This is a genomic window from Mycobacteroides immunogenum (assembly GCF_001605725.1).
Taxonomy (GTDB): Bacteria; Actinomycetota; Actinomycetes; order Mycobacteriales; family Mycobacteriaceae; genus Mycobacterium; species Mycobacterium immunogenum.
In genome coordinates this window covers 2,952,156-2,974,514 of sequence record NZ_CP011530.1, presented here as the reverse complement: position 1 = coordinate 2,974,514, position 22,359 = coordinate 2,952,156, and the positions used below count along the sequence as shown (strand labels likewise).

Below are 22,359 nucleotides of genomic sequence, written 5' to 3'. Positions count from 1 at the left end.
GATTGTTACCTACGTCGATGCGACAGCGTGGGATATGAAATCGCGGACGGGGCGTGACAGCGGCTGCCCGGAGCTCCAGATGATGCCGACATCCCGGTGCGCGTCGGCATCGATGAGGGGGAGCATCCGGAGGTCGGGAGGGTAGGTGGTGGCATCGACGGGGAGCACGGTGATACCGAGACCGGCCGCGACCAGACCCGCCACCGTGGTCAGGTTGCTCGATTCGAGCACAATGCGTGGCTGGAATTGCGCGGTGGCGCACAGTTCTTCGAGCAGGCGGCGCATACCGAATCCTGGCGGCATGGCCACGAATGGCTCATCGGCGAGATCGGCCATGGACACGTCTTCGGCCTGTGCCAGGCGGTGGTCGGTCGGTACGGCCACACCGAGGCGCTGCCGGAATAGGTTGCGCCAGCCGAGATTGGCGCGGCGGGGGCGTGGGGAGACGATGGCGACATCGAGGTCGCCATTCGCGACGAGATCATCAAGGCTGCCGGCCGCGCCCTGTTCCAGCACGAACCGCACATGCGGCGACGACGCCGCGAATCCCGCGATCAATCCGGCGACCAAGGCGGGGCCGAAGGTGTGCAGAAACCCGAGCCGGATCTCGCCTTCGGCGGGGTTCGCGAGGTCGTTGATCGCGCGGCGCGCGGAGTCCAGTTCCATTTGAGCGCGGCGCGCGTGCTGATAGAAGATGCGGCCGAACGGATTGAGGGTGAGTCGCTTACCGTGCCGGTCGAAGAGCCGCACGTTGAGATGCTGTTCCAAACGGGCCAGCATGCGCGTGAGGGTCGGCTGCGCAAGCTGCAGCTGATTGGCGGCCGCGGTGACGTTTTGTAGCTCGGCGAGTGTGATGTACCACTCGTAGTCACCATCGGCCATACCTCTACCTCCGTTTATGCGTGAATCGAATTATAAATCTACAAATTGCTCATTTCCGCAATATGCCTGATCCGGAGCAGCATTGAGATCCATGGCGATGGCTCCGAGTACCCGCGGCACCACCTCGAACGTGTACGGCGCAGATCCGGTGCCGCACCGGACGGGTACTGCCGGATACCGCAGGCTCACCGGCGCGCTGTTCGCCGCCGGTCTTGCCACCTTCGCGGCGCTCTACGGAACACAGGCCGTGCTGCCGGCGCTGTCCGCGGACCTCGGAGTCAGCCCCGCCGCGTCTGCGCTGACGGTCTCGGTGACCACCGGGATGCTCGCGCTGTCCATCATTCCGGCCAGTGTCCTTTCGGAACGATTTGGCCGCACGCACGTCATGCTGGTGTCGGCCATCGCCACCACCATCATCGGATTACTGCTCCCGGCCAGCCCGACATTTGCGGTGCTACTGATCGGCCGTGCTGCCGAAGGTGTTGCACTGGCAGGCATTCCGGCGGTGGCGATGGCCTTTCTGGCCGAGGAGGTTCATCCGGGATCGCTTGGTTCGGCGATGGGCAGATACATCGCGGGGACGACGGTCGGCGGGCTTGCCGGACGCCTGGTGGCTTCTTCGGTGCTCGATGTGAGCAACTGGCGGATCGCGCTACTGGGCAGCGGTGCTATGACTTTGGTGTGCACGGTGCTGTTCGCCGCGTTGCTTCCCAAGTCGCAGTTCTTCGTGCCGAAGAAGGTCAGGGTGGGCACCACGGTGCGGATCCTCGGGATGCACCTGCGAAATCCGGTCCTGCTCATCATGTTCGGGCTGGCGTTCCTGCTCATGGGCGGGTTCGTCACCGTGTACAACTATCTGGGCTATCGGCTGGTCGCGCCGCCGTTCGGGCTGCCCACGGCCGTCGCCGGACTGCTCTTTCTGCTCTACCTGGCCGGAACCATGTCCTCGGCGGTGGCCGGACGGCTGGCGGATCGCCGGGGCAGGGGACTGGTTCTCATCGCCGCGATCGTCATTACCGCCATCGGGTTGGCGTTGACCGTCCCCAACTCTCTTGCCGCGGTGATCGTCGGGGTGGGTGTGTTCACGGCCGGTTTCTTCGCCGCGCACACCGTCGCGAGTGGCTGGGTCGGTGCCGTCGCGCAGCGCGACCGGGCCGAGGCGTCGGCGTTGTATCTGTTCAGCTACTACCTGGGGAGTTCGGTGGCGGGTGCGGTGGGCGGGCTGGCCTATCAGGCCGGTGGCTGGGCGCTCACGGTGCTCTTTGTGGGCACGCTACTGGCAATTGCCCTGGTCCTGGCGGCTGTCATGCTGCTCCGAAACCGGTTTGGCCATATCAACGCACCCGAATAGAATCGCCGGTATAGACACCGATCCGGCCATCACCGGGGAGTCTCCGGAAGAAAAGTTCCGTGCCGTGCGCGGATACCCAGTAGAACCGGACGGGCAGGCCCGTCACAGCCGTCAGTGAGCGGCCCCGGGCAGTGTGGGGCAAGCGGGGTGGTACCGCGGAGGTACGCCGACGGCGTCCCATCGTCCCCGTGCCAGCGAGCACAGGGAGATGTACCGACTATGTCTGATGGTCTTAGCGCAAGCGGCTCATCCACAGACGCGTACCCGCGGACCGAGCTAGGCGCCGATCAGCGCAGTGGATCCCCGAATCTTCCCGCGCTGGAAAAGCAGGTGCTGCGCTACTGGGAAGCCGACGACACCTTCCGCGCCAGCATCGCCCATCGCGACGGTTCCCCGGAGTACGTCTTCTATGACGGTCCGCCGTTTGCCAACGGGCTGCCTCACTACGGGCATCTGCTCACTGGATACGTCAAGGACATCGTTCCGCGTTATCAGACTATGCGGGGCTTTCAAGTGGATCGCCGATTCGGTTGGGACACTCACGGTTTGCCCGCCGAGCTGGAAGTCGAGCGGCAGCTGGGCATCACCGATAAGTCCCAGATCGATTCGATGGGCATCGCCGAGTTCAACGAGGCCTGCCGCGAATCGGTGCTGCGCTACACCAAGGAATGGCGCGAGTACGTAACCCGGCAGGCACGCTGGGTGGACTTCGACAACGACTACAAGACGCTGGACCCGACCTTCATGGAATCGGTCATCTGGGCGTTCAAACAGTTGTGGGACAAGGGTTTGGCGTACGAGGGCTATCGCGTGCTGCCGTACTGCTGGCGCGACGAGACGCCGCTGTCCAACCATGAACTGCGCATGGACGACGACGTCTACCAGAGCCGTCAGGATCCCGCCGTCACGGTCGGCTACCGGATCGCCGGCAACGAGAACACCCGATGGGCGACACTCGACGGCGCGCGGTTGCTGATCTGGACCACCACGCCATGGACATTGCCGTCCAATCTTGCCGTTGCGGTGAATCCCGAGGTCACCTACGCGGTAGTGAAACCGGAAGATTCCGAGGATCGCTATTTGTTGGCGCAGGCCCGGATTGGCGCGTACGCCCGTGAGTTGGGCGAGGAGCCCACGGTGTTGGACACCTACACCGGTGCGGAACTGCTGGGGCTGCGGTATGTGCCGCCCTTCCCCTATTTCCAGCAGGATGCCTCGCCCAACGCCTTCACCGTGCTGTCCGGGGACTACGTCACCACCGACGACGGCACCGGCATCGTGCACATGGCTCCCGCTTACGGTGAAGAGGACAAGAACGTCACCGACAAGGCGCAGATCACCCCGGTCACGCCGGTTGACTCCAAGGGCCGATTCGACGCCACCGTGCCCGATTACCAGGGGCAGCAGGTGTTTGATGCCAACGCGCAGATCATCAAGGACCTCAAGAACGGGACCGGTGCTGCGGGTGTCAATGGCGCGGTTCTGCTGCGCCACGAGACCTATGACCACTCGTACCCGCATTGTTGGCGTTGCCGAAACCCGTTGATCTACCGGGCGGTCTCGTCGTGGTTCATCAAGGTGACCGAGTTCCGCGATCGTATGGTCGAGCTCAACGAGCAGATCACCTGGTACCCGGAGCACGTCAAGCACGGTCAGTTCGGCAAGTGGCTGGAGGGGGCGCGGGACTGGTCCGTTTCCCGTAACCGCTACTGGGGCAGCCCCATTCCGGTGTGGAAGTCCGACGATCCGGCCTACCCCCGCATCGATGTGTACGGCAGCCTCGACGAGCTGGAACGCGACTTCGGGGTGCGGCCGGACAATCTGCACCGTCCGTACATCGACGAGCTGACCCGCCCGAACCCGGACGACCCTACGGGCAAGTCCACCATGCGCCGAATCCCCGACATCTTCGACGTCTGGTTCGACTCCGGCTCAATGCCTTACGCGCAGGTGCACTACCCATTCGAGAACGCGGAGTGGTTCGAGAAGCACTTCCCGGCCGATTTCATCGTGGAATACATCGGTCAGACCCGTGGCTGGTTCTACGTCATGCACGTGTTGGCGACAGCGCTCTTCGATCGGCCGGCGTTCCGTACCTGTGTGTCACACGGCATTGTGCTGGGCAACGACGGCCAGAAGATGAGCAAGTCGCTGCGCAACTATCCGGACGTCAACGAGGTGTTCGACCGCGACGGTTCCGATGCGATGCGCTGGTTCCTGATGGCATCGCCGATCCTGCGCGGCGGCAACCTCATCGTCACCGAACAAGGCATCCGCGAGGGCGTGCGGCAGGTCATCTTGCCGCTCTGGAACGCGTGGAGCTTTTTGCAGCTGTACGCGCCCAAACCCGGTGTGTGGCGCACCGATTCAACCCAGGTGCTCGACAAGTACATCCTGGCCAAATTGGCGCGGCTGCGCGATGACCTCACAAAATCCATGGATGACTGCGATGTTTCCGGTGCCTGCGAACAGCTGCGGCAGTTCACCGATGCGCTCACCAATTGGTATGTGCGACGGTCACGTTCGCGGTTCTGGGATGAGGACCCGGATGCGATCGACACCCTGCACACGGTGCTGGAGACGACGTGTCGCCTCGCGGCACCGCTGCTGCCGATGACCACCGAGGTCATCTGGCGGGGATTGACCGGGGAGCGCTCGGTGCATCTGACCGACTGGGTATCGGAATCGGTGCTGCCCGCCGATGCTGATCTGGTGGCCGCCATGGACGAGGTGCGCAACGTGTGCTCGGTGGCGTCGTCGTTGCGTAAGGCCAAGAAGTTGCGAGTACGCCTGCCGCTGCGCACCTTGACGGTCGCGGTACCCGATCCGAAGCGGTTGGAGCCGTACACCGCACTCATCGCCGATGAGCTCAACGTGAAATCCGTGGAACTGACCGACGATATCGCGGCCTACGGCAAGTTCGAGCTGACGGTCAACGCACGTGCGGCGGGCCCGCGCTTGGGCAAGGACGTGCAGACGGTCATCCGGGCCGTCAAGTCCGGCGATTGGAGCCAGCAGGCCGACGGCACTGTCGTCGCAGCCGGCATTACCCTGCTGGAGGGCGAGTTCGACTCGAAACTTGTTGCTGCCGAGCCAGATTCCACAGCAGCGCTGCCCGAGGGTGGCGGGCTGGTCATCCTGGACGACACCGTCACCGAGGAGTTGGAGGCCGAGGGCTGGGCCCGCGACCTGATTCGCGAGCTGCAGGATCTGCGCAAGTCCACCGGCCTAGAGGTGTCGGACCGCATCGAGGTCGTGCTGGACGTTCCGGCCGAACGTCGCGCGTGGGCGCATCGGCACCGTGATCTGATCGCCGGCGAAATTCTCGCCACCACATTGGAAGTCAGTGAAGACGGCGCGAACATGCCATCGCCCGCCACCGATCTCGGTGACGGGGTTCGGGTGTCGTTGCAGAAGGCGGCTGGCTGAGCCCGCGCGGCCGGAGTCTCCTGCGCCCGGCTACGAGCGACAACGATGGCACGTCGACGTGCTTGTCGCTCGTAGCCGGGCACCCCGGCGACTGCTGAGCCGGACCCCCAGCCTTAGGCGGCTTTCACGGCGCGCCAGCGCTGATTACCGCCGTCGAGATGGTGTTCGATGTTGGTGAAACCGGCCGCGCGCAGGCGAGCCGGTAGCGAGGTGGTCGGCACCGGGTTGTAGGTGTCTCCGATGTGCAACAGCCGGAAGAATGTGGAGTGCACGCCATCGCTACCCGCGAAGACGCCGCCCGGCGCCAACACTCGGTGGGCCTGCGCGAACAGTTGATCTTGTAGGTCAGCGGTGGGGACGTGGTGCAGCATGGTGAAGCACACCACCGAGCTGAATCGATCGTCGTCGAACCCCAGCTTGGTGCCATCGCCCTGGATCACCGTCGCCTGGTCGCCGTAGAGCCGCTGGAGCCGCGAGGCCATCACATCATCGATCTCTACCGCCGTGAGCTGCGGTGTGCGCTTGGTCAGCACGCGCAGGTTCGCACCGTAACCCGGGCCGATCTCCAGGGCGTCCGCACCGAGTTCGACTCCCTGCAGCGCCCACGGGAGGAGCTGCGATTCGGTCTTGCGGGCCCACATATCCGAGCTACAGCACCACCGATGCACCAAATTCATTGCCATGACATCAGGCTAGGGACGCGGCCGCTGTCCGAGTACCGTGATTCGGCCATATCTTGTCGAGGTTCGGTCACGGGGGTGTCGGGGCTGCGCAATACGATGATCGCGTGTGTGCTGCCGGTCGATGGGTTCTGCACCTCGACATGGACGCCTTCTTTGCCTCGGTCGAGCAGTTGACCAGGCCAACTCTGCGTGGCCGTCCGGTCCTGGTCGGCGGAACCGGTGGCCGTGGCGTGGTGGCCGGCGCCAGTTACGAGGCCAGGGTGTTCGGCGCCCGGTCGGCGATGCCGATGCACCAGGCGCGGCGGCTGGTGGGTATCAATGCCGTGGTCTTGCCTCCCCGCGGTTCGGTGTATGGCGTGGCCAGCAGGCATGTGTTCGCGACGGTGCGCTCGATGATTCCCGTGCTGGAACAGCTGTCCTTTGACGAGGCGTTCGGGGAGCCCGTCGAACTAGTAGGTGCTGCAACAGGTTCAGTCGCGGAATACATCGCCGAGCTGCGGGCGCGCGTGCTGAAAGACACCGGGCTGACCGCGTCGGTTGGAGCGGGCTCGGGCAAGCAGATCGCCAAGATCGCGTCGGGATTGGCCAAACCCGACGGGGCGCGGATCATCGCGCCGGAGGAAGAGCGATCGCTGCTCGACGGCCTACCGGTGCGCAAGTTGTGGGGCATCGGCCCCGTCGCGGAAGAGCGCCTAAACAGGCTGGGCATCACCACCATTGGCCAGTTCGCGGCGCTCCAGCCCAGCGAGGCCGCCTCGGTGCTGGGCGCCACGCTGGGTCCGGCGTTGCATCAACTGGCCTGCGGAATCGATGAACGCCCGGTGGCCGAGCGGGCCGAGACCAAACAGATCAGCGCGGAGTCCACGTTCCCGGACGACCTGACGACTCTCGATCAACTTCGCGAGGCCATCGAGCCCATCGGTGTGCATGCCCACCGGCGCCTGATCAAACACGGCCGGGGCGTCCGGACGGTGACGGTGAAGCTGCGCCGTTCGGACATGAGCATCCTGACCAGGTCGGCAACCTTGCCTTACGCCACCACGGAACGCGCGATATTGATGTCGGCGGCACGCCGGCTGCTACTCGACCCGGTCGAGATCGGACCCATTCGCCTTGTCGGCGTAGGATTTTCGGGGTTCTCTGATGTGCAGCAGACCTCGCTGTTCCCCGATCTGGAGCAGACCGACGCCATCGCACACACCGACGAGGCGCCGTCCGCCGCCGCGCCTGTCCGGAAGGTTGCCACCTGGGGGATCGGGGACGATGTCGACCATGCTCATTTCGGGCACGGCTGGATACAGGGCACCGGCCATGGCGTGATGACGGTCAGATTCGAGACGCGAAGTAGCGGACCGGGAATCGCCCGCACCTTCGCGGTCGATGACCCCGAGGTGGCCCGTGCCGACCCGGTGGCCAGCCTGGACTGGCCGGGGGAGTCAGCCGAGGCGCTCGACGACGGAGACGAGATCGGAGCCGGTGGCTAGGGCCGCCATCAACAGCACGCGAGCCTGCCCGGCGCGAAGATGGGGCACCATCACCGCCCCGGCATCGACCAACCGCTGGCCCGGCGCATAACCCGGAGTCAGGGTGCCACCGGGCACCCGGGTGGTCACCAAGACGTGCATACCGTTCTCGACCTGGCGGGAAACGGAGTCGATGACAACATCATTGGAATTGCCCGCACCCATGGACTCCAGCACCAGGCCCTGTGCGCCCGCATCTGCGTAGGCGTCCAGCGCGACCGCGTCGGCCCCCGGGTAGAGGCTCACCACGTCGACGCGCGGCAGGGCGGGACGGGTCACGGTGCCCAGGAACGCCGGGGGTGCCTGGGCGCTACGGACGAACTGGCCATCGCGCACCTGGCCGATCGGTGCGACTCCGGCGAATCCGGCGGCATCGGTCAAATCGACCTTGCGGATACCCGCGGCCGGGTACACCCCTCCGGCGAAGCACACCACCACGCCGAGCGCCTGGCCGCTCGCGGCCACGGTCAACGCATCACGCAGATTGCCGGGGCCGTCGGATTCGGGGTGGTCGCCGCTGCGTTGGGCGCCGGTCAGGACGACGGGCACCGACACCGCGCATGTCAGCGCGAGCCACAGGGCGGTCTCTTCGAGCGTGTCCGTGCCGTGCGCGATCACCACGCCGGTCGCGCCACCGGCCACATGACCACGGACGGCGGCGGCGATCTGCTGCCACCGTTGCGGTGTCATCTCCGCGCTGTCGATTGCCATCAGATCGTCGACGCGTACGTCGCCGCACCCGGTCACCGCCAGCAGATCGTCCCCCGAACTGGCGTGCCGGGCGATGCCGTCGGTACCGACTTCGGTCGCGATGGTTCCGCCGGTTGTCAGCAGGACAAGGGCCGGTGAGGAGTCTTGTGAGCCAAGAGCGGGGGACACAGCGGCGATCATCGCAGACAGGCTGCGCAAAGCGTCCCGCCGAGTAGGGGATGATGGGGGATGTGAGTGATGAGCCCGAAACCGCCCCGAAGCCCCAGCGGCGGATAAAACTGCTGCTCATCGTGGCAGCGGTCGTGCTCGTGTTGGACGTCGTCACCAAGGTCCTTGCCGTCAGATTGCTGCAACCAGGCAAGCCCGTGCCCATCATCGGCGACACCGTGACCTGGACGCTGGTGCGTAACTCGGGTGCCGCGTTCTCCTTCGCCACCGGCTACACCTGGGTGCTGACGCTGATCGCCATCTCGGTCGTGGTGGGAATCCTGCTGATCGGTCGACGGTTGGTCTCCACGTGGTGGGCAATCGGCTTGGGCATGATTCTTGGCGGCGCACTGGGCAATCTGGTGGACAGATTCTTCCGGGGCCCCGGACCGCTGCGCGGGCATGTGGTCGACTTTCTCTCGGTCGGCTGGTGGCCGGTGTTCAATGTCGCGGATCCCTCGGTGGTGGGTGGAGCGATTCTGTTGGTGGCGCTGTCACTGTTCGGCTACGACTACGACCGCGAAGGGCGTTCCACGCCCGGAGCATCGGATTCCGAAGGGCGTTCGACGCCCGCACCGGAGGCGTCCAGCGGCGACCACGCGGACGTAAAAACGGACCAAGAGGACAGCGAGAGCGCCGACGCGCAGGCTTCCCAGACCAATCCGTCATGACCTCGCGTTCTCTGCCGGTGCCCGACGGCCTGTCCGGTATGCGTGTCGATGCCGGGCTGGCCCGACTCCTGGGACTGTCGCGCACTGCCGCGGCAGCCCTGGCCGAAGAGGGCGCGGTGCTGCTGGACGGGGTCGCCGTCGCCAAGTCCGAGAAACTGACCGCGGGCACGTGGCTGGAAGTCACGCTGCCCGAGCCCAAGGCCCCTCCGGAGAACCGCGTCGAGGCCATCGAGGGCATGAAGATCCTTTACGCCGATGACGACCTGGTTGCCGTGGACAAACCGGCAGGTGTGGCCGCCCATGCGTCGGTCGGCTGGACCGGCCCGACCGTGCTCGGTGGGCTCGCCGCGGCGGGGTTCCGGATGACCACCTCCGGCGCGCCCGAACGCAAGGGGATCGTGCACCGTCTGGATGTCGGGACCTCCGGAGTGATGGTTGTCGCGCTCTCGGAGAAGGCTTATACCGAGCTGAAGCGCGCCTTCAAGTACCGTCGCGTCGAGAAGCGGTATCACGCGCTCGTGCAAGGGCATCCGGACCCATCCAGCGGCACCATCGACGCGCCCATCGGCCGCCATCGCGGCCACGATTGGAAGTTCGCGGTCGTCGAGGACGGTCGCCATTCCATCACCCACTACGACACCCTTGAGGCCTTCGTGGCGGCCAGTCTGCTCGACATCCACCTGGAAACCGGCCGCACCCACCAGATCCGGGTGCATTTCTCGGCGATCAAGCATCCCTGCTGTGGTGATCTGACCTACGGCGCGGATCCGACGCTGGCGGCCAAGCTTGGGCTGGAACGTCAATGGCTGCACGCCAAGTCATTGGCGTTCGCACATCCGGGAGACGGTCGCTGGATGGAGATCACCAGCGAATACCCCGAGGATCTGGCCCACGCGCTCGACACCCTGCGATGAGTGGTGCTGCCACCGCCGTTGAACAGAGTCGCCGCCTGAAGTCCGGGTATCTGTTCGGCGCCGCCGCCTACTTGATATGGGGACTGTTCCCGGCGTTCTTTCCGCTGCTGGGACCCGCCACCGCCGCGGAGATTCTGGCGCACCGGATGGTGTGGACGCTGCTGTTGATGGTGTCCGTGGTCGCCCTCTCGCGACGGCTGCGTGAGCTGGTCACCATGGGGCCGCGGAACTGGGGCTTGCTCGTCGGCGCCTCGGTGCTGATCGCCCTCAATTGGGGCGTGTACATCTACGCTGTCAACGCCGGACATGTGCTGGACGCCGCGCTGGGGTACTTCATCAACCCGCTGGTGACGGTGCTGCTGGGTGTGTTGATCTTCCGGGAACCGCTGAGCCTATGGCAACTGCTGGCTCTTGTGTTGACCTTCACCGCGGTCGCGGTGCTGACCATCAGCTACGGTCAGCTTCCGGTCATCACCTTGATCCTTGCCGTTTCGTTCGCGGGCTACGGGGCCATCAAGAAAACCGTGACTGTCGATCCACGGGTGAGCCTGACCGCCGAGGGCATCGTCGCCGCGCCCTTCGCGCTCGCCTACCTGGTGTTTCTGGGCATGACCGGGCAGCAACATTTCTTGGGGCATGGTCACGGGCATACCGCGTTGCTGGTGCTCAGCGGTGTGGTGACAGCTCTGCCATTGTTGATGTTCGGTGTTGCGGCACAGCGCATTCCCTTGGTCACCCTCGGGTTGCTGCAGTATCTGACGCCGTCCTTGCAGATGCTGTGGGGTGTGCTGGTCAAACACGAGGCGATGCCGCCTGAGCGCTGGGCGGGATTTGTCTTGATTTGGGCGGCACTGGTGATTTTCACCGTCGACACCGTGCGCGGCTCGCTGATCTTGCGACGCCGGGCGAGCACACAAGCTACGGTTCCGCAGAGCGATATGGCTCGGGCAAACGGGAGGGACTGAACGTTGCGACAGATGATCATCGGGGTGGCCGTTGTCGCCGCCGCGTTATCCGGCTGTGCGTCACCGCAAGCGCAGCCCAACACGGCCGAGCCGCGGGCCGCGGACGCGCGCATCGCAGCCGCGACGGCAGATGCGATACCGGCGCAGAACACGGTGCGGGCTTTGAAGGTAGGGGGCAAGCAACCCGGTTTCGTACCGTCGGGCGACGCGAGGGTCACGGTCGACGGCACGGTGTTGAACATGCCTGGCCCCGTCTACTGCTTTACCAACAAAGGTGTGACCCAGTTGCTCATCAACGTCGGACCGAAGAAGGTTTCCGGGGGCCACGCGATGGTGAAGCTCGACCCGAATTCGCAGGCGGTCCAGATGTTCGATATCCAGACAGCTGAACTCATCATTTTGCTTCGCGAGGAAGACAACGTCGGCGAGCAGATCACGGCGACCAAGGACGGCGACAGCTTTCATATCGAGGGAGAAGGGCCCGCCATCGACAGCGGTGTCAAGAAGACCATGACCTACGTGGTCGACGTCAATTGCGCGCCGGGCTGGAACGCGGGCTGACCGTTGCTGGCGGGACTTTTGTGACCGTTGTGAATCGGGTAGCTGGATGAGCCTGACGACACACCCCCGACACGCCCGGGTCTGTCAGACCTCCGCAATAAACTGACCCCTCTAGCGATTGACGCCCCAATCCTGGGTCGGTACGAAAGGCACGTGTGAGCTCCTCGAATTCTTCGTTCGTGCACCTGCACAACCACACCGAGTACTCGATGCTCGACGGTGCGGCGAAGATCAAGCCGATGCTGACCGAGGTCGAACGGCTGGGCATGACCGCGGTGGGTATGACCGACCACGGAAACATGTACGGGGCCAGCGAGTTCTACAACGTCGCGGCGGCCACCGGCGTCAAGCCCATCATCGGTATCGAGGCCTACATTGCTCCGGCGTCGCGCTTCGATACCAAACGTGTCTTTTGGGGCGACCCGGGCCAAAAGTCCGATGACGTCTCCGGCTCGGGTTCGTACACCCATATGACGATGGTTGCCGAGAACGCCACGGGCCTGCGCAACCTGTTCAAGCTGTCCTCGTTGGCTTCCTTCGAGGGTCAGCTGGGCAAGTGGGCGCGCATGGACGCCGAGCTCATCGCCGAGCACGCCAGTGGCGTCATCGCCACCACCGGATGCCCGTCGGGTGAAGTGCAGACCCGGCTCCGGCTCGGCCAGGAAGCAGAGGCACTCGCCGCCGCGGCCAAATGGCAGGAGATCTTCGGCAAGGAGAACTTCTTCCTGGAGCTGATGGACCACGGGCTGTCGATCGAACGACGGGTGCGCGAAGGTCTGTTGGAGGTGGGCAAGAAACTCGGCATTCCGCCGCTGGCCACCAATGACTGTCACTACGTCACCAAGGACCACGCGCACAACCACGAGGCGTTGTTGTGTGTGCAGACCGGGAAGACGCTGTCGGATCCCACGCGCTTCAAGTTCGACGGCGACGGCTATTACCTCAAGCCCGCGTCGGAGATGCGGGACCTGTGGGATGACGCCGTTCCCGGTGCCTGCGACAACACGCTGTTGATCGCCGAACGTGTGCAGTCCTATGAGGATGTCTGGAACTTCAAGGATCGGATGCCGGTGTTCCCGGTACCCGACGGCGAGGATCAGGACTCCTGGCTGCGTAAGGAAGTCGATCGCGGGCTGGCGCGTCGCTTCGAGGGCATCGCCGGTGGAGTGCCCGACGAGTACTTCACCCGTGCCCACTACGAGCTGGATGTCATCAAGCAAAAGGGCTTCCCCGCATACTTTCTCGTCGTCGGCGACCTCGTCTCGCACGCGAAAGAGGTCGGCATCCGTGTCGGGCCCGGTCGTGGTTCGGCGGCGGGATCGCTCGTCGCCTACGCGCTCGGTATCACCAATATCGACCCGATACCGCATGGCCTGCTGTTCGAGCGCTTCCTCAACCCGGAACGTCCGTCGGCGCCCGATATCGATATCGACTTCGACGACCGCCGCCGCGGTGAGATGGTCCGTTACGCCACCGATAAGTGGGGCAGTGATCGGGTCGCGCAGGTCATCACGTTCGGCACCATCAAGACCAAGGCCGCGCTGAAGGACTCGGCGCGAATCCACTACGGGCAGCCGGGTTTCGCGATCGCCGACCGCATCACCAAGGCGCTGCCGCCGCCGATCATGGCCAAGGACATCCCGGTATGGGGTATCACCAACCCCGAACACGAGCGGTACAAGGAGGCCGCCGAGGTTCGCGGTCTGATCGACACCGATCCCGATGTGCGCAACATCTATCAGACGGCGCTCGGCCTGGAGGGTCTGATCCGTAACGCAGGCGTGCACGCCTGCGCGGTCATCATGAGCTCGGAGCCGCTGACCGAGGCCATCCCGCTGTGGAAGCGCGCCCAGGACGGCGCCATCATCACCGGCTGGGACTATCCGTCGTGCGAGGCCATCGGCCTGTTGAAGATGGACTTCCTGGGTCTGCGCAACCTCACCGTCATCGGCGATGCTCTGGACAACATCAAGGCGAACCGGGGCATTGATCTTGACCTCGATCATCTGCCGCTCGATGATCCGGCGACCTACGAATTGCTCTCCCGCGGTGACACACTGGGTGTTTTCCAGCTGGACGGCGGGCCGATGCGTGACCTGCTGCGCCGCATGCAGCCCACCGGGTTCAACGACATCGTCGCCGTGCTGGCGCTGTATCGCCCGGGCCCGATGGGCATGAACGCCCACAACGATTACGCCGACCGTAAGAACGGCCGTCAGCCCATCAAACCGATTCACCCCGAGCTGGAAGAGCCGCTCAAGGAAATCCTCTCCGAGACCTATGGCCTGATCGTCTACCAAGAGCAGATCATGTTCATCGCCCAGAAGGTCGCCTCGTACTCGATGGGTAAGGCCGACGCGCTGCGCAAGGCCATGGGTAAGAAGAAGCTGGAAGTCCTCGAGGCGGAATACAAGGGCTTCTATGAGGGTATGACGAACAACGGTTTCTCCGAAGGCGCGGTGAAAGCGTTGTGGGACACCATTCTTCCGTTCGCCGGCTATGCGTTCAACAAGTCGCACGCCGCCGGCTACGGCCTGGTGTCTTTCTGGACGGGCTACCTCAAGGCGAACTACCCGGCTGAATACATGGCAGGCCTGCTCACGTCGGTCGGTGACGACAAGGACAAGGCGGCCGTGTATCTCGCCGACTGTCGCCGCCTGGGCATCACCGTGCTGCCACCGGATGTCAACGAGTCCGTGCATAACTTCGCCTCGGTGGGTAAGGACATCCGCTATGGGCTGGGCGGTGTACGAAATGTCGGTGCCAACGTGGTGCAGTCGCTCATTGCGACCCGCGAGGAAAAGGGCGCCTTCACCGACTTTTCGGATTATCTGCACAAGATCGATATCGCCGCCTGCAACAAGAAGGTCACTGAATCGCTGGTGAAGGCGGGTGCCTTCGACTCGCTCGGGCATCCCCGCAAGGGGCTTTTCCTTGTGCAATCCGATGCTGTCGACTCGGTGCTCGGCACCAAGAAGGCCGAAGCCATGGGGCAATTCGACTTGTTCGGCGGTGGGGATGACAGTGCGGAGTCTTCGTCTGTGTTTGCGATCAAGGTGCCCGACGACGAGTGGGAAGAAAAGCACAAGCTGGCCCTGGAGCGCGAGATGCTGGGCCTGTACGTGTCCGGGCACCCGCTCAATGGGGTGGCGCACCTGCTGGGCCGTCAAACCGACACCCAGATTCCCACGATCCTCGAAGGCGATATCGCCAACGACACCCAGGTACGTGTCGGCGGCATCCTGGCCTCGGTCAACCGTCGTGTCAACAAGAACGGAATGCCCTGGGCCTCAGCTCAGCTCGAAGATCTGACCGGTGGTATCGAGGTGCTGTTCTTCCCGCAGGCCTACTCGGTGTACGGGGCGGATATCGCTGACGACGCCGTGGTGCTCGTCAGCGCGAAGGTCGCGATCCGGGATGACCGCGTCTCGCTGATCGCCAATGATCTGGTGGTCCCGGATTTCTCGCAGGCGGCCGATGACCGCCCGGTCGCGGTGACCATGCCCACCCGGCAGTGCACCATCGATAAGGTGACCGCGCTCAAGCAGGTGTTGGCGCGGCATCCCGGTACCAATCAGGTGCACCTGCGATTGATTAGTGGAGAGCGCGTCACCACGCTGGAGCTCGATCAGTCGCTTCGGGTGACCCCGTCGTCGGCCTTGATGGGCGATCTCAAGGCGTTGCTCGGTCCGGGCTGTCTGGGCGGCTAACTCGCGGCGTCGTCGGTGCCATCGAGCCATTCGGCTTGATGGGCCACCACGCCGGTCAAAATTGTGCGCGCGGTCGCCAACAGTTCGGCGACGCGTGGCGAGGTCAAGGTGTACAGCACCGATAAACCCTCGCGACGGGCCGTCACCAGGCCAGCGCGCCGCAGCACGGCGAGCTGCTGCGAGAGGTTCGCCGCCTCGATGCCCACTTCCGGCAGCATTTCCGACACTGCCTGGTCGCGCTCGCTGAGCAGCTCCAGCACCCGGATACGCACCGGATGACCAAGTGTCTTGAAGAAGTCCGCCTTCATTCGGTACAGCGGCTGACGTGCGTCCATAGCAAGCTCATCTCACCACACAACAATGTGCAAAGATTAGCAACCCGGCAATAATGCTGGATAGAGGCACTTGTATAGTTCCTGACGGCTCTCGCCGGGGCCTTACCTGTATTCAGCAGGGCTGTCTGCTGCCCACTCCGGCGAGAGCCGCCTAGCGCTCAGGAGTTCTGTATGACGACCGACCGGCCAAGTATCGGACAGTTCATCACCTACGCCTACGGACGGCGGCTGCCCGACTCGATGCGGGACTGGGTGGCCAACGATCTGTCCGGGCCCGGCGCGATCCGGCGGCACATGGTCCGATATGTGATCCCGCCGCACTTCATTCTCGCGCCGTTCTGGCTCTTACCCGGCGGAACACTGTTGCACGTCGCCATCACCCTGCCCATCTATGTCTGGGCGATCCTGATGACCCACGCACTCAACAAGATCTGGCGCCGCTACCGGTTGGCTCAACACGATCTGGATCCGAAGTTGGCCGATATCGGTAACCGGGAGAAGCATGCACGTAAGCACGAGGCATATGCCCAGCGTTACGGAGCTCGCCCCGAGTCCAGCGATACCTACTCCAGCAGCGACCCCATCTGAGTTGTGATCAGCGCTTCGCCTCGGTCCACGGCTCGTCATTCTTCTTGCGTCGCGCCGCCTCGTCGCGGCGGTCCTTGGCCCACTGCTGCTCGAATGTCAGTCCGGGGCGTGCGCTGGGGATGCGATTCATCGCCGTGCTGAGCCAGCGTGGTGGGGTGGCCGGTTCCCATTGTGGAAATGTGGTGCTCAACGAGTACATGGTCTTGAGGGCGACAAATACGCTGAACAAGGCCGACGGCGCATCGGTGACCGCGACGGCGAACATTCCGAAGATCAGCGTCAGATGCACCACGGCCACTCGCAGAAATCCGCGACTCGCCAGCACCTCCAGCTGCCAAAAGGTCCACCGGCGTAGTGAGGGAAGGTCGACAAGAAAGTCGGCGGCAAGCGCGATGAGTACCTGAAGGCATCCGAAACCCACACTGCGCCAATCAATACCGATCAGTTCTGCCTTCCCGTTGTGGGTGAGTAGGAGCACGATCACTGCCAGAAAGAATCCGTGGGCTGCCGAGAACACGAGAGTGGTGAACAGGAACCCCGTGACGAAAGAGGTGCGTGCGTAGCGGCGATCGGGCCCCGGCGCCTCATACCGGAAATGCCCACGGCGGGGGTTCCACCGTTTGTGCAGCAGCGCGCGAAGGGCGACGAACAGCGACGCCACCACGGTCTCGAACCAGTAGACGGCGAGGGTTGTCCCGGCGGTCCACCCCCCGATGAACCATCCGGTCAGGGGAATCGCGTTCACCACGATCATCGTGGCCAGGTGAAGGATTCGGTTGAAGGTTCCTGGTGTTTCCCGTCCCGGAACCCAATCCTGGGAGATCATCGCTAGCTCAGAATGTTCACGGCACGGGCCAGCACCAGCGCGACCGTGGAGAGCGCCACCATCGACTGCAGGGTCATCAGCATCTTGGCCCACCGTGACAGCGGCATGGTGTCTGTGGGGGAGAAGGCCACCACATTGGTAAAGCTCACGTAGAGATAGTCAGGGAACTTCGGTCGCCAATCCGGCGGTGCGAGTTCGGGATTGGCCATCTGCGGAAACATGAAATCAGGATGTGGCCGCTGGGTGGTGCGCCGCGCGAACGGGCCGCCGCGGTCGAACTCCCAGTACCACATGCCGAAAACGATCACGTTGGTGATGAAGATCGCCAGCCCGCTGCCCAGCAGCACGCGGGGATTGTCACCCATCTGGCCGGTCACGATCTTGTAATCCAATAGCGCCGCCGAGATGGTGTTGTCGGCCGTGATTGCCGCGATCAGCAGATATGTCGCCCAGCGGCCGAGTGTTGTTGAGCGCGTGAACTTTATCGGATTCAGGATTACCAGCACCACGAGCAGCGCGGACTCGAGAACGGGTAGGGGCCAGCGTGGTGTGAGGTTGAACTGGGCGGGTATGGCCAGCTGAAGACAAATCGCCGCGACTAGGGCGATGAGAACCGGGATCCGGCTCTCCGGTGCGCCGGGCCGAAGCCACGACGGTAGGTGCTTTTCGGCCGCCAGCACGTCATCGGACATCTCGTGGGCGATTCGTTCGATACGGTGCCCACCCGAATGTGCGGCAGCCGATTCACTGGGTGAAGACATGGGGATGTATTACACCCCGTGGTGCGCTCCTGCTCAGTGAATGAGTGAGCCTGTGAGCCAGCCAAAGCTGGCCACGGCGGCGGCGGCGAGTACGGCTGTAGACATCGAGGCGATGAGCACGAGCGTGACGACGAATACCGCCGCACCGGCTCCGAGTGCCAGTAGCTGGTAGGCGGGCCACGCGGAGACGTCCACGGTGCGCACCTGCTGTGCGGCGCGTTCAAAGGTCGTCATGAATACAGGATATGCCTAACCAAGAAGTTCGGTCAACCGAACACGCGCCTACGGGCCGATAAAGATGAATGAGCAGGCATGTCTCATTCCGCGCACGACTATATGCGTGGAACAACCGCGCCGAGCGGCGATACAGTTGTCGCCATGCCATTAACCGGTGATTACGAACCCAGTGGACTCGATTGGTCGCAGAAGCAGGTGGCCAGGATTATTGAGAGCGGGACCACCGACGGCATCACCATCGCGGACATGCCGGTGATCCTGCTGACCTCGCTGGGTGCCAAGTCCGGGAAGCTGCGCAAGATCGCCTTGATGCGGGTTGAACACAACGGCGAGTACGCCATCGTCGCCTCGCTCGGCGGCGCCCCCAAGAACCCCGTCTGGTACTACAACGTCAAAGAGAACCCCCTCGTCGAGCTGCAAGACGGCACTGTCACCAAGGACTATCAAGCCCGCGAGGTCGTCGGCGACGAGAAGGCGTCATGGTGGGACCGCGCCGTCGAGGCGTACCCGCCCTATGCGGAATACCAGACCAAGACGGACCGTCAGATCCCGGTGTTCGTGCTGACGCCGGTCTCTTGAGCACGCCACAGTTGGTGACCGCTGCCGACATCGATGCCGCGGCCAAGCGCATCGACGAGGTCGTCCAACCAACACCCCTGCAGCACGCCGACAGGCTCTCGGCGCTCACCGGCGCCAACGTCTATCTCAAGCGTGAAGACCTCCAGTCGGTACGTTCGTACAAGGTGCGCGGTGCCTTCAACCTGCTGATGCAGCTCAGCGACGAGGAGAAGGCGGCCGGCGTGGTGTGTTCCAGCGCCGGTAACCACGCTCAGGGATTCGCGCTGGCGTGCAAGTCGATGGGTGTACACGGCCGCGTTTACATCCCCAGCAAGACTCCCAAGCAGAAGCGGCAGCGAATCATCTACCACGGCAATGGATTCGTGGATCTGATCGCTGTCGGACATGGCTACGACGAGGCAGCGGCGGCGGCCAAGGCTGATGCCGCACGTACCGGTGCCACATTGGTACCGGCCTTCGACGATGTGCGAACCATCGCGGGACAGGGCACCATCGCCGCCGAGATACTCGATCAATTGGACAGCCCGCCGGACGTGGTGGTGGTCCCGGTCGGTGGTGGCGGCTGTATTTCCGGGATCGTGACGTACCTGCGGGAACGGGCGCCGCAGGTACGTGTGGTGGGAGTGGAGCCGGCGGGAGCCGCCTGCATGGCCGCTGCCATGCGCGCGGGCGGCCCGGTTCCGCTCGACCACGTGGATCTGTTCGTCGACGGCTGTGCCGTACAGGTCGCCGGGGCCGCGCCATACCGGCAACTTGCCACGGCGGGGGAGATGCTCTCGCTCACCACGGTCGATGAGGGCGCGGCTTGCACCGCGATGCTGGAGCTGTATCAGAACGAGGGGATCATCGCCGAACCTGCCGGTGCCCTGTCTGTGGCGGCGTTGGCGGAGCGTTCGTTCGAGCCGGGATCCACCGTGGTCTGCCTGATTTCCGGTGGCAACAACGATGTTTCGCGCTACGGCGAGATCCTGGAACGTTCGTTGGTACACCTGGGACTCAAGCATTACTTCCTGGTCGACTTCCCGCAGGAGCCGGGCGCGCTGCGCCGCTTCCTCGGCGAGATACTCGGCCCCAACGACGACATCACGCTGTTCGAGTACGTCAAGCGGAACAACCGCGAGATGGGGGCCGCGCTGGTCGGTATCGAACTCAGCAACCCCGACGATCTCGCGGGCCTGTTGGACCGGATGCAGGTCTCTGATCTGGATATCGAACGGCTGGAACCGGATTCGGCGGCTTTCCGCTATCTGACGTAAGGGCGGCTAACCGCTCTTACGGAGCACCACCAGGGCGCGATCCTGTACTCGCACCGCCTTACCCGCATCGACCACCGCCGAGCATCGGCCGTCGGGTTCGGCGGTGTCGAGTACCGCCGTCCACTGGGCCGCGTAGTCCCCGTCGGGTGTTACGAAATCCAGCGGCTCGTCGAATGCGTTGAAGCACAGCAGGAACGAGTCGCCGGACACGCGTTCACCACGTGCGTTCGGTTCGGGAATCGCGTCGCCGTTGAGGAACACGGCCAGGCTCTTGCCGAACCCACTGTCCCAATCGGCGGTGGTCATTTCCTCGCCCGCCGGGGTCAGCCAGGCGATGTCGCGTACTTCCTCGCCTTCGCGGATCGGGCGCCCCGCGAAGAAGCGGCGCCGCCGAAACACCGGGTGCTGTTTGCGCAGCGCGATCACGGATCGGGCGAACTGCAGCAGATCGGAGTTCGTACCGGCGAGCTCCCAATCCATCCAGGACAGCGTCGAGTCCTGGCAGTAGACATTGTTGTTGCCCTGTTGAGTACGGCCGATCTCATCGCCGTGCGACAGCATCGGGGTGCCCTGGCTCAGCACCAGGGTGGCGAAGATGTTGCGCATCTGGCGGGCGCGCAGCGCAAGGATCCGCGGATCGTCCGTGGGTCCTTCCACGCCGCAGTTCCACGAGCGGTTATAGGTTTCGCCGTCTTGGTTGTTCTCGCCGTTGGCCTCGTTGTGCTTCTCGTTGTAGGACACCAGATCTCGCAGGGTGAAGCCGTCGTGCGCGGTGACGAAGTTGATGCTCGCGCTGGGCCTGCGCCCGGTGGCCTCATACAGATCCGATGAACCGGTGAGCCGGGAAGCGAACTCGCCCAGCGTGGCGGGCTGCCCACGCCAGTAGTCGCGGACGGTGTCGCGGAACTTCCCGTTCCACTCGGTCCACAACCCCGGGAAGTTGCCCACCTGGTATCCGCCCTCGCCGATATCCCAGGGCTCGGCGATCAGCTTGACCTGGCTGACGATCGGGTCTTGCTGCACCAGGTCGAAGAACGCCGACAGCCTGTCGACATCGTGCAATTCCCGCGCCAGGGTGGAGGCCAAGTCGAAGCGGAAGCCGTCGACGTGCATCTCGGTCACCCAGTAGCGCAGCGAATCCATGATGAGCTGCAACGTGTGCGGGTTACGGGCATTGAGGCTGTTACCGGTGCCGGTGTAGTCGGTGTACCGAGCCAGATTGTCGTCGTTGAGCTTGTAGTAGGCGCGATTGTCGATGCCGCGGAAGCTCAGCGTCGGGCCGATGTGATCACCTTCGGCGGTGTGGTTGTAGACGACGTCCAGGATGACCTCGATACCCGCCTCATGAAATGCCCGCACCATGGCCTTGAACTCGGCCACCGCGCCGCCGGCATGAGGCGACGACGCATACTCCGCGTGGGGCGCGAGGTATCCAAAGGTGTTATATCCCCAATAATTTCGCAGCCCCAAGGCGATCAGTCGGCTGTCGTGGAAGAACTGGTGCACCGGCATCAATTCGATCGCGGTGACGCCGAGGGAACGCAGATGATCGATCACGGCGGGATGCGCCAGACCGGCGTAGGTGCCTCTGAGTTCCTCGGGTACCCCGGGATGTGTCTTGGTCATGCCCTTGACGTGGGCCTCGTAGATGACCGTCTCGTGGTACGGGGTGAGCGGGCGCCGGTCCGAGCCCCAGTCGAAGTAAGGGTTGATGACGACGGTGCTCATAGTGTGGCCCAGGGAGTCTCTGGCCACCCGTGTCTCGGTGTCCAGCGGATCTATTTGATAGGACAGCAGCGGTGGCGCGGTCTCGGGGCTGTAGTCGAACTCGCCGTGGAAGGCCTTGCCGTAGGGGTCGAGTAGCAGCTTGCTGGGGTCGCATCGGTGCCCGTTTTCCGGATCCCACGGCCCGTGCACGCGGAAGCCGTAACGCTGGCCGGGGGAGATGGTCGGCAGATAGCAGTGCCAGACGTACCCGTCGACCTCTTCCAGCGGGATTCGGGTTTCGGACCCGTCCTTGGCGATCAGGCACAGCTCCACGGAGGTGGCGACCTCGGAGAACAGCGAGAAGTTGGTGCCTGCGCCGTCGTAGGTGGCGCCCAATGGATAGGGGTTACCCGGCCATACCTGAAGCGGTGGCAGGGTCATGCTGATAGACCCTATCGGTCCA

The 22,359-nt window shown here is 64.0% G+C and carries 19 protein-coding genes; 11 read left to right on the top strand and 8 right to left on the bottom strand.

Annotated elements, in window-relative coordinates; all coding sequences use genetic code 11:
* Nucleotides 1–9: 9 nt before the first annotated feature.
* A complete protein-coding gene (locus ABG82_RS14505; protein ID WP_043075641.1) occupies nucleotides 10–882 on the bottom strand; it encodes a LysR family transcriptional regulator in 873 nt (290 codons plus the stop codon).
* A 91-nt stretch (nucleotides 883–973) separates the two neighbouring features.
* Between ABG82_RS14505 and ABG82_RS14500 the strand changes: the two genes are divergently transcribed.
* Nucleotides 974–2,233: an MFS transporter gene (locus tag ABG82_RS14500; protein ID WP_043075642.1), complete on the top strand. Its 1,260-nt coding sequence runs from the start codon at nucleotides 974–976 to the stop codon at nucleotides 2,231–2,233.
* 219 nt (nucleotides 2,234–2,452) lie between these two features.
* The gene (gene ileS / locus ABG82_RS14495; protein ID WP_043075643.1) at nucleotides 2,453–5,662 is read left to right on the top strand and encodes an isoleucine--tRNA ligase; all 3,210 of its coding nucleotides are present in this window, start codon (nucleotides 2,453–2,455) and stop codon (nucleotides 5,660–5,662) included.
* 113 nt (nucleotides 5,663–5,775) lie between these two features.
* Here the strand turns inward: ileS and ABG82_RS14490 are convergent, their stop codons facing one another.
* Entirely contained in the window at nucleotides 5,776–6,345 is a 570-nt protein-coding gene (locus ABG82_RS14490) for a class I SAM-dependent methyltransferase (protein ID WP_179948704.1), read from the bottom strand.
* A 104-nt stretch (nucleotides 6,346–6,449) separates the two neighbouring features.
* Between ABG82_RS14490 and ABG82_RS14485 the strand changes: the two genes are divergently transcribed.
* Nucleotides 6,450–7,829 carry a DNA polymerase IV gene (locus tag ABG82_RS14485; RefSeq protein ID WP_078343210.1) on the top strand — a complete coding sequence of 460 codons (1,380 nt, stop codon included), beginning with the start codon at nucleotides 6,450–6,452 and terminating at the stop codon, nucleotides 7,827–7,829.
* On the opposite strand, the gene ABG82_RS14480 is transcribed toward ABG82_RS14485, so the two are convergent.
* Complete coding sequence (locus ABG82_RS14480; protein WP_043075806.1) at nucleotides 7,782–8,699, bottom strand: asparaginase; 918 nt, start codon at nucleotides 8,697–8,699, stop codon at nucleotides 7,782–7,784. The genes ABG82_RS14485 and ABG82_RS14480 overlap by 48 nt on opposite strands.
* Before the next feature lie 98 nt (nucleotides 8,700–8,797).
* Here ABG82_RS14480 and lspA point away from each other — a divergent pair, with 98 nt between their 5' ends.
* From lspA to dnaE, 5 genes are all read left to right on the top strand, one after another.
* The gene (lspA, locus tag ABG82_RS14475; protein ID WP_043075646.1) at nucleotides 8,798–9,457 is read left to right on the top strand and encodes a signal peptidase II; all 660 of its coding nucleotides are present in this window, start codon (nucleotides 8,798–8,800) and stop codon (nucleotides 9,455–9,457) included.
* A complete protein-coding gene (locus ABG82_RS14470; RefSeq protein ID WP_043075647.1) occupies nucleotides 9,454–10,371 on the top strand; it encodes an RluA family pseudouridine synthase in 918 nt (305 codons plus the stop codon). Before lspA ends, ABG82_RS14470 begins: the two co-directional genes overlap by 4 nt.
* Entirely contained in the window at nucleotides 10,368–11,336 is a 969-nt protein-coding gene (rarD, locus tag ABG82_RS14465) for an EamA family transporter RarD (protein ID WP_043075648.1), read from the top strand. The genes ABG82_RS14470 and rarD overlap by 4 nt, the downstream gene beginning before the upstream one ends.
* A gap of 12 nt (nucleotides 11,337–11,348) precedes the next feature.
* The gene (locus ABG82_RS14460) at nucleotides 11,349–11,897 is read left to right on the top strand and encodes a lipoprotein LpqH (protein WP_043075649.1); all 549 of its coding nucleotides are present in this window, start codon (nucleotides 11,349–11,351) and stop codon (nucleotides 11,895–11,897) included.
* 155 nt (nucleotides 11,898–12,052) lie between these two features.
* Nucleotides 12,053–15,607, top strand: a complete 3,555-nt coding sequence (dnaE, locus tag ABG82_RS14455) for a DNA polymerase III subunit alpha (protein WP_043075650.1) — start codon at nucleotides 12,053–12,055, stop codon at nucleotides 15,605–15,607.
* On the opposite strand, the gene ABG82_RS14450 is transcribed toward dnaE, so the two are convergent.
* Complete coding sequence (locus tag ABG82_RS14450; RefSeq protein ID WP_043075651.1) at nucleotides 15,604–15,942, bottom strand: ArsR/SmtB family transcription factor; 339 nt, start codon at nucleotides 15,940–15,942, stop codon at nucleotides 15,604–15,606. The genes dnaE and ABG82_RS14450 overlap by 4 nt on opposite strands.
* A 171-nt stretch (nucleotides 15,943–16,113) precedes the next feature.
* Between ABG82_RS14450 and ABG82_RS14445 the strand changes: the two genes are divergently transcribed.
* Nucleotides 16,114–16,530 carry a DUF5313 domain-containing protein gene (locus ABG82_RS14445; RefSeq protein WP_043075652.1) on the top strand — a complete coding sequence of 139 codons (417 nt, stop codon included), beginning with the start codon at nucleotides 16,114–16,116 and terminating at the stop codon, nucleotides 16,528–16,530.
* Nucleotides 16,531–16,537: 7 nt separating this feature from the next.
* Here ABG82_RS14445 and ABG82_RS14440 read toward each other — a convergent pair whose 3' ends face one another.
* From ABG82_RS14440 to ABG82_RS14430, 3 genes are read right to left on the bottom strand one after another with little or no spacing between them, the layout of a single operon-like run.
* On the bottom strand, nucleotides 16,538–17,356 hold the full coding sequence (locus ABG82_RS14440) for a DUF6498-containing protein (protein ID WP_043075653.1): 819 nt from the start codon (nucleotides 17,354–17,356) through the stop codon (nucleotides 16,538–16,540).
* Between the two features lie 2 nt (nucleotides 17,357–17,358).
* Nucleotides 17,359–18,117, bottom strand: a complete 759-nt coding sequence (locus ABG82_RS14435) for a hypothetical protein (RefSeq protein ID WP_043075654.1) — start codon at nucleotides 18,115–18,117, stop codon at nucleotides 17,359–17,361.
* A gap of 33 nt (nucleotides 18,118–18,150) precedes the next feature.
* On the bottom strand, nucleotides 18,151–18,351 hold the full coding sequence (locus ABG82_RS14430) for a hypothetical protein (RefSeq protein WP_043075655.1): 201 nt from the start codon (nucleotides 18,349–18,351) through the stop codon (nucleotides 18,151–18,153).
* A 144-nt stretch (nucleotides 18,352–18,495) separates the two neighbouring features.
* On the opposite strand from ABG82_RS14430, the gene ABG82_RS14425 reads away from it, so the two are divergent.
* Both ABG82_RS14425 and ilvA read left to right on the top strand, forming a co-directional pair.
* Nucleotides 18,496–18,933, top strand: coding sequence for a nitroreductase family deazaflavin-dependent oxidoreductase (locus tag ABG82_RS14425; protein ID WP_043075656.1), 438 nt, complete (start codon nucleotides 18,496–18,498; stop codon nucleotides 18,931–18,933).
* Nucleotides 18,934–18,947: 14 nt separating this feature from the next.
* On the top strand, nucleotides 18,948–20,189 hold the full coding sequence (ilvA, locus tag ABG82_RS14420; RefSeq protein ID WP_043075657.1) for a threonine ammonia-lyase IlvA: 1,242 nt from the start codon (nucleotides 18,948–18,950) through the stop codon (nucleotides 20,187–20,189).
* Between the two features lie 6 nt (nucleotides 20,190–20,195).
* Here ilvA and glgX read toward each other — a convergent pair whose 3' ends face one another.
* Nucleotides 20,196–22,337, bottom strand: a complete 2,142-nt coding sequence (gene glgX, locus ABG82_RS14415; RefSeq protein WP_043075658.1) for a glycogen debranching protein GlgX — start codon at nucleotides 22,335–22,337, stop codon at nucleotides 20,196–20,198.
* Nucleotides 22,338–22,359 lie beyond the last annotated feature (22 nt).

What these genes read in the sequence shown, in the direction of transcription:
- lspA (WP_043075646.1), top strand. Translation starts at nt 8,798, where the DNA reads ATGATGGGGGATGTGAGTGATGAGCCCGAAACCGCCCCGAAGCCCCAG.
- ABG82_RS14435 (WP_043075654.1), bottom strand. Translation starts at nt 18,117, where the DNA reads ATGTCTTCACCCAGTGAATCGGCTGCCGCACATTCGGGTGGGCACCGT.
- ABG82_RS14460 (WP_043075649.1), top strand. Translation starts at nt 11,349, where the DNA reads ATGATCATCGGGGTGGCCGTTGTCGCCGCCGCGTTATCCGGCTGTGCG.
- ABG82_RS14440 (WP_043075653.1), bottom strand. Translation starts at nt 17,356, where the DNA reads ATGATCTCCCAGGATTGGGTTCCGGGACGGGAAACACCAGGAACCTTC.
- ABG82_RS14500 (WP_043075642.1), top strand. Translation starts at nt 974, where the DNA reads ATGGCGATGGCTCCGAGTACCCGCGGCACCACCTCGAACGTGTACGGC.
- ABG82_RS14425 (WP_043075656.1), top strand. Translation starts at nt 18,496, where the DNA reads ATGCCATTAACCGGTGATTACGAACCCAGTGGACTCGATTGGTCGCAG.
- ileS (WP_043075643.1), top strand. Translation starts at nt 2,453, where the DNA reads ATGTCTGATGGTCTTAGCGCAAGCGGCTCATCCACAGACGCGTACCCG.
- ABG82_RS14450 (WP_043075651.1), bottom strand. Translation starts at nt 15,942, where the DNA reads ATGGACGCACGTCAGCCGCTGTACCGAATGAAGGCGGACTTCTTCAAG.
- ABG82_RS14470 (WP_043075647.1), top strand. Translation starts at nt 9,454, where the DNA reads ATGACCTCGCGTTCTCTGCCGGTGCCCGACGGCCTGTCCGGTATGCGT.
- ABG82_RS14430 (WP_043075655.1), bottom strand. Translation starts at nt 18,351, where the DNA reads ATGACGACCTTTGAACGCGCCGCACAGCAGGTGCGCACCGTGGACGTC.
- ABG82_RS14505 (WP_043075641.1), bottom strand. Translation starts at nt 882, where the DNA reads ATGGCCGATGGTGACTACGAGTGGTACATCACACTCGCCGAGCTACAA.
- ABG82_RS14445 (WP_043075652.1), top strand. Translation starts at nt 16,114, where the DNA reads ATGACGACCGACCGGCCAAGTATCGGACAGTTCATCACCTACGCCTAC.
- rarD (WP_043075648.1), top strand. Translation starts at nt 10,368, where the DNA reads ATGAGTGGTGCTGCCACCGCCGTTGAACAGAGTCGCCGCCTGAAGTCC.
- glgX (WP_043075658.1), bottom strand. Translation starts at nt 22,337, where the DNA reads ATGACCCTGCCACCGCTTCAGGTATGGCCGGGTAACCCCTATCCATTG.
- ABG82_RS14490 (WP_179948704.1), bottom strand. Translation starts at nt 6,345, where the DNA reads ATGGCAATGAATTTGGTGCATCGGTGGTGCTGTAGCTCGGATATGTGG.